This window comes from Winogradskyella arenosi, from assembly GCF_003337305.1.
In the GTDB taxonomy this organism is placed as follows: domain Bacteria; phylum Bacteroidota; class Bacteroidia; order Flavobacteriales; family Flavobacteriaceae; genus Winogradskyella; species Winogradskyella arenosi.
In genome coordinates this window covers 520,691-537,409 of the sequence record NZ_QPJO01000002.1, presented here as the reverse complement: position 1 = coordinate 537,409, position 16,719 = coordinate 520,691, and the positions used below count along the sequence as shown (strand labels likewise).

Annotated in this window: 15 protein-coding genes; 10 read left to right on the top strand and 5 right to left on the bottom strand. The window is 35.1% G+C overall.

The window, feature by feature from the left end; all coding sequences use genetic code 11:
- The first annotated feature begins 1 nt into the window (after nt 1).
- From DFQ08_RS07065 to DFQ08_RS07025, 9 genes are all read left to right on the top strand, one after another.
- Nucleotides 2–862 carry a hypothetical protein gene (locus tag DFQ08_RS07065; protein WP_114309110.1) on the top strand — a complete coding sequence of 287 codons (861 nt, stop codon included), beginning with the start codon at nt 2–4 and terminating at the stop codon, nt 860–862.
- On the top strand, nt 863–1,996 hold the full coding sequence (locus DFQ08_RS07060) for an adenylosuccinate synthetase (protein ID WP_114309109.1): 1,134 nt from the start codon (nt 863–865) through the stop codon (nt 1,994–1,996).
- 60 nt (nt 1,997–2,056) lie between these two features.
- Nucleotides 2,057–2,473, top strand: a complete 417-nt coding sequence (locus tag DFQ08_RS07055) for a hypothetical protein (RefSeq protein ID WP_114309108.1) — start codon at nt 2,057–2,059, stop codon at nt 2,471–2,473.
- A 91-nt stretch (nt 2,474–2,564) separates the two neighbouring features.
- Nucleotides 2,565–3,623, top strand: coding sequence for an SMI1/KNR4 family protein (locus DFQ08_RS07050; protein WP_114309107.1), 1,059 nt, complete (start codon nt 2,565–2,567; stop codon nt 3,621–3,623).
- A gap of 40 nt (nt 3,624–3,663) precedes the next feature.
- Nucleotides 3,664–6,201, top strand: a complete 2,538-nt coding sequence (locus DFQ08_RS07045; protein WP_114309106.1) for a hypothetical protein — start codon at nt 3,664–3,666, stop codon at nt 6,199–6,201.
- A 4-nt stretch (nt 6,202–6,205) separates the two neighbouring features.
- Nucleotides 6,206–6,865 carry a DUF1266 domain-containing protein gene (locus DFQ08_RS07040; protein WP_181858374.1) on the top strand — a complete coding sequence of 220 codons (660 nt, stop codon included), beginning with the start codon at nt 6,206–6,208 and terminating at the stop codon, nt 6,863–6,865.
- Entirely contained in the window at nt 6,862–9,105 is a 2,244-nt protein-coding gene (locus tag DFQ08_RS07035) for a tetratricopeptide repeat protein (protein ID WP_114309104.1), read from the top strand. The genes DFQ08_RS07040 and DFQ08_RS07035 overlap by 4 nt, the downstream gene beginning before the upstream one ends.
- Before the next feature lie 23 nt (nt 9,106–9,128).
- A complete protein-coding gene (locus DFQ08_RS07030; RefSeq protein ID WP_114309103.1) occupies nt 9,129–11,099 on the top strand; it encodes a tetratricopeptide repeat-containing sensor histidine kinase in 1,971 nt (656 codons plus the stop codon).
- Between the two features lie 6 nt (nt 11,100–11,105).
- Complete coding sequence (locus DFQ08_RS07025; protein WP_114309102.1) at nt 11,106–11,741, top strand: response regulator transcription factor; 636 nt, start codon at nt 11,106–11,108, stop codon at nt 11,739–11,741.
- Nucleotides 11,742–11,807: 66 nt separating this feature from the next.
- Here the strand turns inward: DFQ08_RS07025 and DFQ08_RS07020 are convergent, their stop codons facing one another.
- On the bottom strand, nt 11,808–12,800 hold the full coding sequence (locus DFQ08_RS07020; protein ID WP_114309101.1) for a hypothetical protein: 993 nt from the start codon (nt 12,798–12,800) through the stop codon (nt 11,808–11,810).
- A 150-nt stretch (nt 12,801–12,950) separates the two neighbouring features.
- Between DFQ08_RS07020 and DFQ08_RS07015 the strand changes: the two genes are divergently transcribed.
- Nucleotides 12,951–13,346, top strand: a complete 396-nt coding sequence (locus tag DFQ08_RS07015; RefSeq protein WP_114309100.1) for a hypothetical protein — start codon at nt 12,951–12,953, stop codon at nt 13,344–13,346.
- 165 nt (nt 13,347–13,511) lie between these two features.
- Here the strand turns inward: DFQ08_RS07015 and tssD are convergent, their stop codons facing one another.
- From tssD to DFQ08_RS06995, 4 genes are all read right to left on the bottom strand, one after another.
- A complete protein-coding gene (gene tssD, locus DFQ08_RS07010; RefSeq protein ID WP_114309099.1) occupies nt 13,512–13,904 on the bottom strand; it encodes a type VI secretion system tube protein TssD in 393 nt (130 codons plus the stop codon).
- A gap of 18 nt (nt 13,905–13,922) precedes the next feature.
- Complete coding sequence (locus tag DFQ08_RS07005) at nt 13,923–14,612, bottom strand: hypothetical protein (protein WP_114309098.1); 690 nt, start codon at nt 14,610–14,612, stop codon at nt 13,923–13,925.
- Between the two features lie 331 nt (nt 14,613–14,943).
- Entirely contained in the window at nt 14,944–15,840 is an 897-nt protein-coding gene (locus tag DFQ08_RS07000; protein ID WP_147269453.1) for a hypothetical protein, read from the bottom strand.
- Between the two features lie 25 nt (nt 15,841–15,865).
- Nucleotides 15,866–16,570 carry a hypothetical protein gene (locus DFQ08_RS06995; RefSeq protein ID WP_114309096.1) on the bottom strand — a complete coding sequence of 235 codons (705 nt, stop codon included), beginning with the start codon at nt 16,568–16,570 and terminating at the stop codon, nt 15,866–15,868.
- Nucleotides 16,571–16,719: the final 149 nt, after the last annotated feature.

The window sequence follows — 16,719 nt, the reverse complement described above, 5'->3', positions numbered from 1 at the left end:
TATGGGAGGAGGAAGATTTAGTCACGATGCGTATGCAAAATTACGTCAATCTAAAGGCTACAGCAATAAATCTAGAGAAGAGATATTTACCTCTAGAGCAATAGATTCTGAAATGGATCCATCTGAGGTCATTTTTAGAGAATCTAGAGATTCTGAAGAACATCCAGAAACGGTATCTATAATTGTAGCTTTAGATGTTACGGGTAGTATGGGATTTGTACCCGAGCATATTGTTAAAGAAGCCTTACCCGATTTAATTGGCACTTTAATGGAAGCTGGGATTGAAGATCCGCAAGTCTTGTTTTTAGGAATTGGCGATTTTGTATACGACAGAGCGCCTTTACAAGTAGGACAATTTGAATCGTCTGCCGAATTACTAGACCGTTGGTTAACCCGCGTTTACCTTGAAGGTGGCGGTGGCGGAAACAATCAAGAAGGCTATAATTTAGCGCATTTATTCGCGGCGAGACATACAGCGATTGATTGTTGGGAAAAAAGACAACAAAAAGGCTTTTTATTCACCATTGGAGATGAACCTGTGTTTCCTACCATTCCTGCAGAAATCATTAAACGTTATACCAGTGTCGATGAAGCTGCAACCATTACTACGGAAGCGATTATTGAAGAAGCGCAAGAAAAATACAACGTCTTTCATATGCATTTAGAACATAACGAATGGTCTAAACAAGAAAGTCGTAAAGGAAATTGGAAAGCACTTTTAGGAGATAACTTCCTTGAAATTGCAGATTATAAAACGGTTGCTAAACGCATTGCAGACGTGGTGATTCAAAACCATAAACCTAGCACTTCAAGCAATACATCTACAGGAAGTACTTCTATAGATGTAGAAAATATGTTATAAATGCCAAAATGTAGTTTAGTTATAGATTTAGGATTTGGTGATGCTGGAAAAGGGTTAACGACCGATTTTCTAGCATCGCAACATCCTGAACAGAGTCTTGTGGTTCGGTTTTCTGGAGGCCATCAAATTGGGCATACCGTTAGTACGGAAGCACTAACCCACACCTTTAGTAATTTTGGTTCGGGAACATTTTTAGGTGTCCCAACGTATTACTCGGAATACACTACCTTATTTCCGCCAGCCATTTTAAATGAAGGGGAATTTTTAAAAACATATCAGCCAAAATTGTATGGTCATCCGTTAGCGATGATTACTACCATTTATGATATTGCCTATAATCGCGCTATAGAAAAGCAACAGCATCACGGCTCTTGCGGATTAGGTTTCGGAACAACAATTGCAAGAAATAAAGCCGAAATTTTCTTTTACGCCAACGATTTACAGTTTGATTGGGTGGTAAAACAACGTTTAAAAAGTATTAAAAACTACTACCAAACTTGTTTAGAAAGTCAGCCAAAAGCAGTACAAGACTATTATAAAAACGAACTCAAAGACTATAACGAAAATTATTTTATAGAGAGTTGTTTAGGGATTCAAAAATTCTACAGCATCGCCTCATTATCTGATTTAGCAGACCAGTTCGAGCATTTTATTTTTGAAGGTAGTCAAGGTATTTTGCTCGACACTCAACACGGTTTTCATCCGCATACCACATGGAGTTCTACCACCTCTAAAAATGCCATTCAGCTTATCAAATCGCATTTAAAAACGATTTCAGAAATTGATATTTACTATGTGACCCGCTGTTATCAAACCCGCCACGGCAACGGCCCAATGGCAGAAACCGAAGCTGTAAGTCTTCAAAATAATGAAAATGAGGCGAATGTCACTAACGAGTTTCAAGGCGTATTTAGAACACAAGCTTTAGATACCGAATTACTGAATTATGCCTTAACTTGCGATGCCATTCATCATCAAGATTTGGACTGTAAAAAACATCTTGTCATAAGTTGTTTGGACCAATTGCCTCGTTTTTCTTATGCTAATTTGCTTCAAAAATTAGATGTTAAATTCAACACGGTGTATGGAAGTTATGGCCCTCGACGAGAATGTATTCAGAAGCTTTTAGACTAAAGGCTTTAAAGAATTCAACACAACGTTAAATGATTACAGAAAAAAATACTAAAATTTATTATGACCAAAACAGACAACAACTCTGGGATTGAATTAAGTTCTAAAGCAAAATATAAACCTTTAGTTTTTGCTCTATTTATGATAGGGCTTTGCCTAATTTCCCTACAAGACATATCTATAGAATCAGTGATTCCTTTAGGCGGTGCTATCGTATTTTTTAGTCTCTATGCCTTTAATAAAAAGCTTAAAGTTTTCAATTTTTTTGAGACCCATTTTGTGTTTCAACCAGGAGTTATAGGTAAAACAACGGTGCCTTATAGCGCACTTAAATCTTTTGCGGTTGAAAAAAAAGTCATCGTGATTACGTATGAAAATTCAGACGGAAAAGAAAAGAAAATTAAATGTCTAGTTAGTCAGATTGAACCTAAGCAATTTCCCATATTAGAGAGCACATTAAAAAGTAAAATTAGCGATTAAAGAAGTCGCTTCTTTTATAAAATCACTAGTTTCAGTGATAAAAACTCCGAGGTTCCAAAGTATCTTAGCATTCTAAATTTACACGCGTAAAATGACTAATTATATCGCATATTCAGACGAGTTTAAAGATTTACAATGGACGGATTTTAATTTTGAAAACATTCAAATCGATACCTTTCCAGTACTTGAAGACCCTTATCATTATAGTAATAGTTTTACGTTTAGAGACGCCCTTTTAGAAGCTATTGAAAAACATACAGGAAAGCCCGTCTTAAAACTCTTATTTATTACGCCAGATTACATCAGTATTCACAAATTTTATGGCATTGCTTATCTTAAAGGTAAAATTGTTTACGCCTTTGAAATAGAAAAAACACCGCTTTTTGAGGAATGGTGTGACACTATTTTAGATGAAGACCCAAATGAGAAAACGCTAACATCTTCTGTGTATTCTTTTGGACAAAATAGTTTTAGCTCACAACCTATTAGCAATTTAAAGAACATCACTTTTCAAGAGCAAACCGGTGCCTTTATAAATCATTTTATTCCGAATGCCTTTATAGCCGAACAATTGGCCAAAGAGAAATCAGATTTTCTAGCACCACATATTCAACTTGATGCAGAAATAGATATGAAAGCCTTGGTCGCCTCCTTTATTGGTTTAATTTCAGAAAAAAAATTAACGTTTCATCCGCCTACAAATAACGAGGCCATTTATGAAACATTTGAAAAAGAAGCCGGCTATCCGTTTCCACAAATCATTAAAGATTATTTAAGCCTTCATAATGGCATTGACCGTTGCGCGATTATGGGCGCAGAAGATATTTATAATGAATGGAAACAGTGGAAGGATATTTATGACGATTGGACGCAAGAAGACTTGTTGGACACCTATTCTACCAACCAAGGGAAAGCCTTATTAATGTACACCACACCGTATTGGATTCCGTTTTTCGATTTAGAAAACGGAAATTTTCTAGCCTTCGATTTTGCGCCAAATACTAAAGGAAAAGCGGGACAAATTATTCGTTTTGGTGCCGACCAAGAAATTGGATATATCGAGGCCGATGAACTTGTTTCCTTTTTTGAAAGTTTAAGAGGACCAGAAAGCGAAATTGAAGATAACGAATGGTTTTATATCGCTCAATAACACTCGTATAAACCTATAAATTTAGAATACCAACCAGCATATGTCTGCCATTTTTAAAACACATATCATCCCAAATCTAAAGCTCGATGCTTTAGAAGCTTCAGAAACAAAAGGCCTACAGCAGGTTTTAGAAATATTAGAAGCTACAGACACGGATGTTTATAAAAACATAAAAAATAATAGTGATTTCAGCGGAATTACCGCCGATTTCACAACGCAAGTTGCGCAACAAATTTACTTTCATCCTAAACGTTATGCCAACACCACAGAAGGTATTGCTTTTGTAACGGCTTGGTTGCCTTTATTAGATGAAGGGATTTATCCAGATGAAAAAAGCGTCAACAAATTAGTCGAATTTCTGACTTTTAATCTGGGTTATTTTCAGTCGGAAGCCTTTTCTGAAACCATAGCACAGCAACTCTTTCAAGTTTTAAAGATTTTGGTTAAAAGTCCATCGGAAGCCGCACTGCCTATCGTTCAGTTTATAATACAAGGTATTTTTGACATTCGTGATGTGCTGAGTTCGGAGTATTTAATTCAGAATTGTTTAAAGCACAATTTATTTTCCGGCACTTATGCCGTAAAACAAGACAACGGGACCATAAGCACGTTTCCTTTCACCATAGATTCCAATTTTATTAATTACTTTTTTGAAGGGAATTGGGAACTGTTTATTCATAAATTCCATCAATTATTACCGGTTGGTCGTGTGTATGAGAAATCAGCTTACGATATTATAACCCCTTGGTTCAGTAACGATTTGGCCGCTTTTTACGAAGCCAATCCAAACAGTGCTCTGACAGCAATTGAAGCTTTAAAAGAACGTTTAATTTGGGCAGATGCTCAAAGTGACACCCTGTTACACTTAACAACTACGGAAGGCAACTACCCGTTAATGCAAGCATTGGCGAACAAGAAATGGGATTCTGGAGATGTGTTATTATTCAATACACGAGATAAAAGCCTTCCGAAGCAACAACAAGATGCAGGCTATATTAATTTTTTAGACTGGTTAATTGCCGATGGTGGCGCCAATTTAAACTCCGAAGCCTTTAAAGATTACGGTATTAAAATTTTAAGCGAAAATACCGCTAACAATTTACCTATAGAATGTATTCCGTTTTGGTTTCAAATTGCACATCCACAAACGGGATTTAAAAATCATTCTGAGACCTTCAACACTCTTTTTTCTAAATTATTTTTAGAAGATGACCGTTTCGGTTTACTACCCACAATGCGATTGAAAGGAAAAGATGTTCAAGTTACAGGAGCATTTGTAATTCGCACCATAGCACAATCGCATTCAAACGTATTGCTTTGGTTTGAACGTTTACAAAATGAAGGTCTAAAAAACCCTTTAAATCAGTTTTTAATTAGAGCCTTTTGCGATGCTGGCGAAGCTTTATTAGAATTGTTTACTGCGGAAGAACAAGAAAACTTACAACGCTTATTATTAAACTTAGCTTACGCTACACGTGATGCGAGCGCTATTATTAAAGCAAAAAACATTCCGCTTATTGCAGAAACTTTAAGTTTTTTATGTGTAGAATCAGGAAATTTTACACGCGTTAACGAAATTTGGGCACTTAAAGATTTAGAGGCTAATGCGACTGATATTTGTAACCAATTTGCCCGCAAGCATTATATCAACGAAAATCGTCCGCTAACCCTAAATACCATTCAAGCCTTTTTTAATTATTTAGGCGATTATTATTACAGCTTAACAAAAGAAGCCGTTTGGGTTCCTGAAGCCTTAACCACGCAAGGTACACGCATAGCGCAGTACTTTAACCTTCATAATGAAGATGTTGGTTTCTTTATACACCGCTTGGTAGACCGTGTACTTAGTTTTCATAAACGTTGTAAAAGTAAGGAAACTACCAATCCTATTTTTAAATCCATTTCCGCAGATATTGAAGTCTTTTTAACTGATTTTCTAGGGAAATTAAATAACGAAAAACTTCATCTAAACACCATCACAAAACTATACGAATACAGTAATAGCGACGATTCTCGTTTCAGTAGTAATGATGTTTTATACGACCAAATTGAAAGTTATAGTCAGTTTGTTTTAGAAACCGAAGCTTCTGAATCTGAAGATACCACAGAACAAGACGCTGAGGATACTCAAGAATCAGAATCCGCAGAAGAAGGTTCAGTAGACACTGTTTCGACTTCAAAAATTGATATAAATGCTATTGAAGTGAATCAGCATTATGTGGAGGCGCTACTTACCAATATAGAAACTTATAAAACGGCAGGTTGCGAAACCGAATTGTTAGACTATTTCAACACACATATTAAAGATTTAAAAACCTGGTTAACAAATGACAAAACTGGTTTAGAAATGCGATTTAGTCAAACGTTATATATGACTTTATTAGATACCGATTTAGCACCCGGAACCGCATTAGAAACTTATGGTAACCTTAGCAAAAACGTATTTGTACACTTGGTAAAAGGGAGCAATTTAGCGACCTCCTACGCTATGGGATTAAAGACGATTGCAAAATCTGGAGCGTATTCAGACCCACTAGCCAACGCATTATTGCAAGTGGCAGACCAATTAAATGCTTAACATAATGACACAAGATATCACACCCGAAATACAAGACCAATTAAATTTATCGGCCTTGATTTTAAAGAAAAACCATAAGCAAGCCAACTTAAGCAGTTGGTCTGGCTTTAACTTAGACGATAAAATGCACGTGAAGCAAGCTGAAAGACTGTTAACCATTTTTGGTATTAAATCGGGCTTACATTTGCGTAATAGTTTAATGCGTTACGAAAGCGGATTAATGGTCTCTCAAGCTTTTGAAAAATTAGCTTCTGAATTTAGAAGAGACACCACAAAAACGTTTGAAGCCAAATACCAAGCGTTAAATAACCTGCAAACACAAAACACCTATAAAATGGTGTGGAAATACCGTTTTAGCTTAAAAAAACAAAAACTAACGGGGTATGAAATGGCGATGTCTATTTTTCAAATGCGATTAGGATTGGTGTTAGGTTTTATCACTACCGAAGAAATAATTTTACGCTTAGAAGAAGTTAATGCTACCGTAAAATCTACATTTTCTAGTTGGGGAGAATTCCATAGAAATGTGTGTATAGGAGATGAATTCATTTTAGGAGCTACAGAACAAGACGTCAGTACATTTCCTAATATGACCACCTTATGGGACCACTATCAACGCTTACATATTGAATACGCCGATTGGTTTAAAAACTGGAACAAATGATTATATCATCAAACGACATCATCAGCTACATAGAGCACGCAGAAACGCATTATAAAAATAATCAGTACCAGGCATTAAAGTCGGTAATTGGTGATATTCAAGAATATGTAACTTTATTAAGTGAACCCGAAGATTTTGCGAGATATTACCGCATTTATATGTTGTATCTCGGCGTTTACGAAGACATGAATATGCCGGTCTTAAAGTCGTATTTACAAGGTTTAATTGATTACGGACAAGTACAAGCATCAGATTTTGAATACGTCTGTAGCTTTTACGAAGAATGTGAACAAAGTGTCTACGAGGATGCTTTAGTGCGTTATCCGTATAACGATACCATACAATTGCATTATGCTTTTAAATTGCAAAAAGAAGGACGCTACCAAGACGCCATTTTGGTTTTAAAGTACCTTTTAGAGTGCTATCCTGCCTTAACAGAAGCTCGTTTTTTACTTTGGGATATCCAAGCTGCGCAATTAGAACACATTTGTGATTCTGATGAAGAGGCAGATTGTTATGAATTGTTAGATTTAGCTTCCGCAACGCATAATAAATCCGTTTTAAAAGGCTTACAACTTGATGAGCGTTTAGATTTACCCAGCCAAACCCTAGCCAATATGCACGTGGCAATGTGGGAAAACAAATCTATAGATAACAAAGCTTTGTGGAATTCTGAATGGAAACATTTAGAGATTACGGATAGAACCCGAATGCTGTTGGTTGATTATTTTCAATCGTTTATGAGGTACGATATGGTGGCTCAAATTATAAAAGACCCTGGCGAGCCACAGTTACCAGAAGAAGACTATAGTAATTTTGAAGAGTTTAAAATCTATATGCAAGATTTTGCAAACTCGGGATGGCAATTGGCACAGCATTATTACTTACGCTATGGCGATTCGGCTTACTATCATACTAAAGACAGAAATGTTTTAAATCAATGTGTACAACAGGGGTTGACCTTGAATCCTAAAAACCCGAATCTATTCGTTTTAAAAGCACGTGCTTTTTTCTTGGTTAAAAATTACAAGCAAACCGGAGAAGCCTATCACCAAGCTTTTAGAAACGGCCTTAGAATGAGTGAGTATCTATTTTATTTACTAGAAGTGAATAGCCGTATAGAAAGCTGGCAAGGAATTTTAGATATTGTGGAACAATTTCATAGAAGACAGCCTGCAACGCTTAAAACCTTATTTTTTAAAGCACGTGCTTTGGTGAAATTATCCCGTTTTGATGAAGCCTTAGTTGTTTTAAATGAAGCTTTAGAAGATTTTCCGTTACCATCACATTCTTACGCGCCTTGGTTGTATAATTTAAGGATGATTATTCATATGAATAATCAAAACTACACCGCGTTTTTTGAAGATATGCAATCTGAAATTAATTATTATAAGATTGGCGATATAGATTATTGCAGCACTATGAATTTATGTGTGGAAGCTCTTTTAGAAATGAACGATTATAAAGAATGCCATAAATACGCCATTTATAATCACGAACAAGGGCAATTAGCACCAGAATTGTATCCTATTTTTAAGTGGATTTGTTATTATGATTACCTACCAAAACCCGATGATTTAGCACCAGCCTCTGAAGACGATTTGGTTAAAAATCCAACTACGTTTATCGAGTTTAGAAATAATGGATTAATCTACTGGATTTTAAATAATTTTGACGCCGCCATCGGGAATCTTAGTCAAGCCGCGCATATGGCCAATAACAAAGCTTTTTACCTTAAAATGGTAGCGAGTTGTGCCGAAGATAGTTTTAATAATGCAGAAGCCTTATCGGCTTACAAAACCGCAAAAGAGCAAGCCCCAGAAGCAAGCGATTACAAAACGCTTTTTAAGTTATATAATTTTTACAAAGAAGAAAACGAACCGAAAAAAGCCTTAGAAACACTTCAACATTCTATCCAAAGTTATCCCGATTACACCTTTTTTGATTTCCCAAGGGATGAATATAATATGATGTTGAGAAGTCATAAATTACTCTCTCAACAATTAGAAGATGTAGACGGATTCACCAAATACAGTGCTATGTTTTTAAGTAAAGATCAACCCTCAGTCCAGGCCTTGTATGATCAATTAACACATATAAAAACTCATTTTGCATCGGATGAATTTTTACTTCATAATATATTAGAAGAGATTTCTCAACGTGATGAAGATTTTGATGAAGCACATTCAGAAATGTTAAAAGCCGTGAAAACTAAGATAAGAGCCAACTATTTCGTTTAAAGAGATTAAGTTTGCTTATTCATATGAATTTCTTTACAAAATATATAAGTCAATTACTGTTCATTTTCTGCGGATTGTGCGGTTGCCTGCAAGCGCAAGAACCCCAGAATACACCTTTAATAGACTCCCTTTCTACTGTTTACAGCCAAAATGTTTACAACAATCCACAGGTCGCCAAAACAGCTGCCTTGCACTGGTTAGAACAGAGTAGAGCTTTAGAAATGGACTTACAAGTGGCTCGCGCCTTGTATGCTTTAGGAAATTTAGGAAATATTTCAGGAGATTATAAAAGTACTATAACGTACACTACCGAAGCCATCAACCTACTAAAATTCATTAATTTAGAAAAAGGACTTGCCGCCTGTTATAATATTTTAGCTTCGGGCTATAAACATTTAGGGCGCTATCCTGAAGCGATGGATAGTTTTATTCAATGTTTAAATTATGCTGAAAAGACCGATAATAAAATTCAAGAGGCCAATGCTTATCAAAATATTGCCACCCTTTATTTATTTCAAAAAGATTACAAAAAATCAGCCAAAAATTTAGACCGAGCCGCTAATCTTTATAGGGAAATTGGTGATGATGATGGCGTATTAACCACTCTTTTTAATTATGCGAATATTTTAAAAGAAGAAGGAAAATATGAGCAAGCCAGAAAACACTATAAAACGGTTTTAAAATACAGGGAAAAGGAAGGCAATAAAGCGGTTATGGCCTACGTCAATATTAACCTTGCTCAAATGTTAGTACAAGAGGAGCGCTGTGAAGAGGCCGTGGTTGCCTTAAGAAAAACATTAAACCTTTTAGAAGCGCTTCAATTTAACTCAGATCTTGTTATCGTTTTAAACGATTTAGGCCTGTGTGAAAGTAAATTAGGACACCGAAGAGCTGCAATTTCAGCTTTTGAAAGAGCCTTAAAAATTGGTGAAGATCAAGCTTTATTGCCTTATAATTCTGAAATTTATAAAAACTTGGCCATGCTTTATGAAGCGGAAGGCAATTATAAAAATGCTTTAAAATTTTATCAAAAAGGGGTTTTGAGTCGTGAAAAACAAAATTCTTTAGATAAAGAAAAATACGTTGCCAACATCCAGGAAGGTTATGAAACGCAGTTAAAAGAAACTCGAATTAAGCTTTTAGAAAAAGAGCAAAAATTAAGTGATACGGAATTGCAAAAGGCGGAGCTCACGGTAAAACGTCAGCGCTTAATTAGAAATGCACTCATTGCCGGATTTATATTGGTCTTAACCATCTTAGTCATTCTTAGATTATCGTATGTGAAGCGCTTACGCATCCAAAAGGAATTGAGTTTGCAACAAGAAAAAAATGCTAAACAGAAAATTTCTGAGATGATGAAAGATCACAAATTATCCGTGATTGAGCGTTACCAAGAAGGGCAAGACGAAGAACGTTCACGGTTAGCACGAGAAATTCACGATGGTATTGGTAGTGATTTGGCGAGTATAAAAATTGCGTTTGAACATTATACCGAAAACCATAAAGATGATCCACAGACCAAACGTATTGCCAAGGCTATTAGTAATGCATGTCTTGATGTGCGCAGTCTATCACACCAACTGCACCCTCTCCCCTTTTCTAAAATGGGCTTTACGAGTTTTTTAAGTGATTTTCTTAATCAGGTGGGTAAAAAATCAGACATAAAAATTCAAACCTTTTTCTTTCCAGAAGAAGAGATCGACCAATTAAGCGATGAAATTTTAGCCGATGCTTACCGTATTGTGCAAGAATTGATTAATAATATTCTAAAACACGCCGAAGCTAACCATGTTGATGTGCAACTCACACGACATAAGGACCATTTAAATATTGTGATTAATGATGATGGGAAAGGCTTTCAAAATCATAAAAAAAATCAAGGGATAGGACTCCGAAATATCAAAGAACGTTTACAAAAAGTAAAAGGGACTTTAGATATTGATAGTCGTCCAGGTCATGGTACCTCAATTACCATAGACATCCCCATAAACTAATAGATTGTGAAGAAAATAAATATAATTATCGCAGACGACCATTTAATGTTTCTTGAGGGTATTAATACCATTTTAAGTGATATGGAAGAAATTGGCGAGGTTCACCTGGCCACTGAAGGGAAACAAGTGGTGCGCTTGTTAAAACAATTTGAAATCGGTTTAATAATTAGTGATATCAGCATGCCTAAAATGGATGGGATAGAGCTGCTCACAGAAATTAAAAAGAAACATAGTCACGTAAAAATAATTATGCTGAGTATGTTAGACAATCACAGAACTGTACATAAAGTGATACAAAAAGGTGCCGATGGATTTGTCCCTAAATTTACGAGCAAGGAAGAGTTGCAAAAGGCAGTACGAACGGTTTTAGATGATGAACAGTACTTTTCTGAATTGATTAAGCAACGTTATATGGAAAGTGTGTTTGAACGAAAAAAGTATAAAAACATTGAGTTGTCGCCTCGTGAAAAGGAAGTTTTAAAACTTTTAGGCGATGAGTTGACTTCAAAAGAAATATCAGAAAAGTTATTTATTTCGGTCAACACCGTTGAAACCCATAGGAAAAATATCCTCTTAAAAACGGGATCTAAAACCACCACGGGTGCTGTAAAATATGCTATAGAATCAGGCTTATTTGACTAATAAAAAAAAGAGACTTTAAAATATTTAAGGTCTCTTTTTTTATCTAGATTTTAAGGACAAAACACATTATTTCGTTCTTATGCCCTCAGTCTCTATAGAGCTTACAATTTGTCTTAGTTCTTCCGTGTAAGACGTGGTATCATTCTCATCGGTTAATAATTCGCTACGATAAATAAATTGGGTATCTAAATCAAAATATACCACGTAAATTCCTGTTTGCGGATTTCTCCATTTCCCATTTCCGTTATTCTTAATGCGCTTATCCTCTAAATATTGTACCCAAGCTCCTCTAGAGAGGGTTGATTTATCCATATAAATCTTACTATTTTCAGTGACTTTAAAATAAGGATATGCTACTTCTAATTTCGAATTTATATGTTTTAAAATCATGGTTTTTAAACTGGTAAATCCTGAGACATTTTCGGATAAAACCATAGGTTCTGGTTTTCTTTTACTATCCTCAATATCCAACGGAATTATAAGGAAACCATCGGGATGACTAGCGGTTTTAATTAATAAACGAAATTGATATCCTGTGTTTAAAACATCATAATGTTCATTTAACCGATCTATAAAGCGTGTAACCACATCGTTTAGAACTTCTGATTTTACATCACGCTTAAAATCTAAATGAATGGCTTCTGTAGAAAATATAATTTCGGGAATTTCAGCCTTAAAATCGGTTCTAACTCCTTGCCTAACCTCATAACGTATTAACGCATCTTGATATAAATCATCTACCGTCATATTATCAGAAGTAGGATACATTGGTAAGCTGTCGTTTTCTAGGATGTGCTTTAAATTTAAATGGGTATAAAATTGAATTTCAGGAATATCCTTATCATAAATAAGAACACCATACATATTAGGATCCATGGTAGCGGCGTTAAAAAACAGGCTTAAATCGCTAAAGACCAGCTTACCATCATATTTTTTCAGCAAATATGCTTCTAAATTTTGTGCGGCTACTTTTTTAGGTATTCCAATATATTTGGCACAACCTTTAAAGATAAGCAGTACGATTAAAATAGAAATAATGGATAAAATTGTAATTTTCATAATACTCAAGTCTATAAGATAAATGTAGCCTAATATACAAGCTCTGCCCTCACTGAATTCCGTGAGTTTTCATATTCCCTTACAGTGGTTGCTTTATCAGAAAGCACTTCCAATACCTTTGAAGGAAACATAATATTTAAATTACACAACATGGGATTACAAGAAAAAAGAGCTGCAAAATCTATCGAAGAGCAATATTTAGCCAACTACCAAGAAGAAATTAATGAGATTGTAGGCAAATCATTACCGATAACTATTAATTGGGACACCTTTGAATTCGACTATATAAAATTTGTACCGAGTGTTTGTTTACAACGCCTTACCGATGGCTTACGTGAGGTTTGTAAAGATGATATGGGAAAAGAAGCTGTTCAAGAAGGCGTTAACTCCATAGAAGTTTATTGCATCCCTAATGAAGGGGCTGAAGCCAAAAAAGAATTAAAATTAGAAGATGGTGTATTTTCATTAACAGCATGCTGGGGCGGCCACCACAGCGGTTATTTTATTGATATAACCATTCGTGAGTATTTAGAAAATAATTTATAATACACGCGCACTCCTACAACCAAGCATTTACATCATAAAAAAAAAGGAAACTTATTACAGTTTCCTTTTTTTATACTTAGACTTATTTGTACCTCATTCAACTAAAAAACAGCCTTTAAACCTCATATTTAAAGACTGTCATATTTAGAGGGGTATGTGGCTCAATTAGTCCAATTTTATCGCATTAAACGTTACGCCTTTTAAAATCATACTAAAATATGCATCACTATGCGCATTATATTCCGAAAATGACTGACTAAAACTAACAACGGTCGCTTTATCAAATTCTAAAGCAATGGTAGCCATTTCTTGATCTCTGTGAAATATCTTTGCAACTCCCGACCAATCACCTTGCTGGTTAGAAATCCACTCTATAAATAACGGATCGTTCACCATTTTAGTGGTTCCTGAAAAATTTACATCAATTGGTCGCCGTTCTTCAGCATAATAATCATTATTAAAACTGTAATCGCATTGACTTAAGGTTAAGGTTTTTTCTGAGTTACTATCTTTTTTTATAACTAATTCTATTCGGCTTACTACATTATGATCTTGCATATGTTCTTATTTTAGGATTTATAGAAATTTCTCAATTTGTTCTTGTAATTGCTTGTCTTTAACGATACTTTTTAACCCTTTAGAGGTATCAACTGTTATGCTAATCACCTTGTTATCCTTAACGGTTTTATTTTCTGAACCTAAGCTGAAATTAACCGTAGAGACGGCTTCTGTAAATGCTGTTTTCGCTAAAGGATCAGAAGCGATATTACAAAATGTACTTTGTAATAATTTTAGCACCTTAGAAGCATAATACTTCTCTAAATCTTCAGGATTATCTTCATATTTAAACGCTATTGAAAGCGCTTTTTCTAAACGTCCTTCTAAGTCTTCTTCTAAAGCCTTAATATCTTTTTTAAGCTGAAGTACGGTTGGGATTTCATCTGGATTTGGTGTTAATGGCACCTTACCATCTGATAATAAGTAAGCGTATTTGTCTACATTTCGTAGCGTGATAGAAGAAATAGAGCGCGAGTCTATATATTGAAATTCAGATTTACGGTCATACATATCGCATAACAAAATGGTATGTTTTTCAGAATCATAATTTACAAAAAAACCTGAAGCACTATCAGAATGTGTACTGATCGTTACTTGCGGCATTTGAGGGCGTTCCTCTTTGCGTTCTATATCGGCTATCTCTTTTAATATTTGTATTATGCTTTGCGGATCTAACACCGGAAACTGTAACATTGTTTTAAAATCCATAATTTTCGTTTATTATTTCCTACAAAGTTGACGTATTATTAGAGTGTTTTTCTAACCGTTTTCAGTGATATTTAGAAATCACAGGACAGCTTTTAGCCAGACTTTGTTCGTAATTTATTAATACAAAATCGTGAACTGAGAGCACTATCAATGCGTTTTTTCAAGAATGTATACTAAGTTTAAACTCGCTTTTGAGGCCCTTTTAAATCCTGTTAATATAAAGGAGTTCCTGTTTAAAATGCAAATACCTAATACTTACACCTAAGATCTTGGAAACGCATTCTGAATGGTTAATTTATAGGCCGAAGAAACTCTGAATGGTCTATAAATTTTAAAAGTAAGCGATATCATAGGTGTAGATCAGCGTTGTGTTGTAGGTCTTATCAACTACAGACTTTCTACAAAGATTCTGCTGCGGGTCATAGTTAAAATTTATAACCTTTGTTTCCTTATCAGCCTTATTAAAAAAGTGATGTTCTTTTAAAACACCAGAAGCATACACTTTTGTTTCTTTATTTACTAATACGGTATCTATATAGCGTTCCATTTTAATACAGCGCTGAGCGTTATCATAGCTATAAATTTCGGTTATGGAAGAGTCATTTTTTGAGATGCTATTAGAGCGTTGCTTTTTCACGAGTAAATCATTCTTATACGTATAATCTACACGGTAGCTGTAATGGTTAGCACCATCTTTAAAACAATTGCCTTGTTGCTGCTTTACCTTAACATTTTCGTAGTAAGTATACCCATATTCGCAATAAGAATTAGAGACATAATTTTCATGCTTAGAATACAATACCTGGTCGTTGTTATTGGTTTTTCGAATAAAACCGTCCCTTAAAACACCTTCAACATAGGCCTGCATTTTTATCTGTTGTTCTAAATAGCTAAAGTTTTTTAAGGTGGTATTTCCATAAGGAGCCGCTTCAATTTCAGTCAAGGTTTCTACGTTTCCAATTTTATAAGTGTAACAAAACGTCATCTGTAAACGACCTTGATAATAAATTTTGTGTAACATCAAAAGTCCGTTTTTGTCAAACGTTTTTTCCGCAGCTATAATAGGTTTAGCATCGATTTCCTTGGTCTGCCTGTAGGTTGTAATCTGTTTTACCTTTCCGTTTAAGTGCAATTGCTCTAAACTAATGGGTTGCGTGTTATCCACATCTAGTTCTTGAGCATGGAAAGTGGCACTCATAAGTAAGAGAAGTACGATGATGCTTTTCATAAGACATGGATTAGTTCAATTGTTTTTATAACATCACCCAAGGCCCTTCAATAATATCGTCTCTTACAATATTTAAATATGCGTTATGCACCATATAATAATTAAATTCAGCAATAGGTTGACTTTTATGTCCTGAGTTCAATACATCAGACTCATAAGTCAATGCGATTAACCGATCATTTAACTGCCAATTATAAAGTGTGCCTTCCTGCAGAAAAGCATCTTTTTTTACCTCCGGTGCTCCGTATTGCGCCGTTAGAAACTTAACTAAATTTTGAAATTTATTTTGAAAGGCCTCGGTCTGCGATTTACCAAAGGCATGAGCGTTAGAACACAAAGCCATAAAATTTTCATCTGGACTTTGAAGCATTTCCACATTATTAAATTCCCAATCTTTAAGATAGCTTAGGTTTTTTCCGGAATTCTTATTCAAGATTTTATAGTCCATACCGATATACTTTTTATGCGCACTGTAAGGCGCAGTGTAAATCTTATGAACCTCAACCCTACTCGCCCCTTGAAGCGTTCTATCCGACTCAGCTCTTGCTGCCTTATGCTCCTGGTCCATTTTAGCCTCTTGCAAAGCATCCCCATAAAAATAACCCACATTAAAATCTAAATCGACCTGATTTAAATTTAAGGCCTGGTCGCCTACCTTAGGTGAGGTACACGAAAAATTCAGAAACAGAGCTAAGCTCAGGAAATGTAATAAGTAGCTTTTAGTATTCATTTTTAGCTCCAAAGGAATTGCAATTTATAGGCTTCGAAATTAGAGCTTATCTCAATTGTATTTATCACAGTATTCCGTGATATTCTACTTCAGTCGTGCTAAAAAATATCCAAATCTTAACATTAAGGTCATCTGCATCAAATAAATCA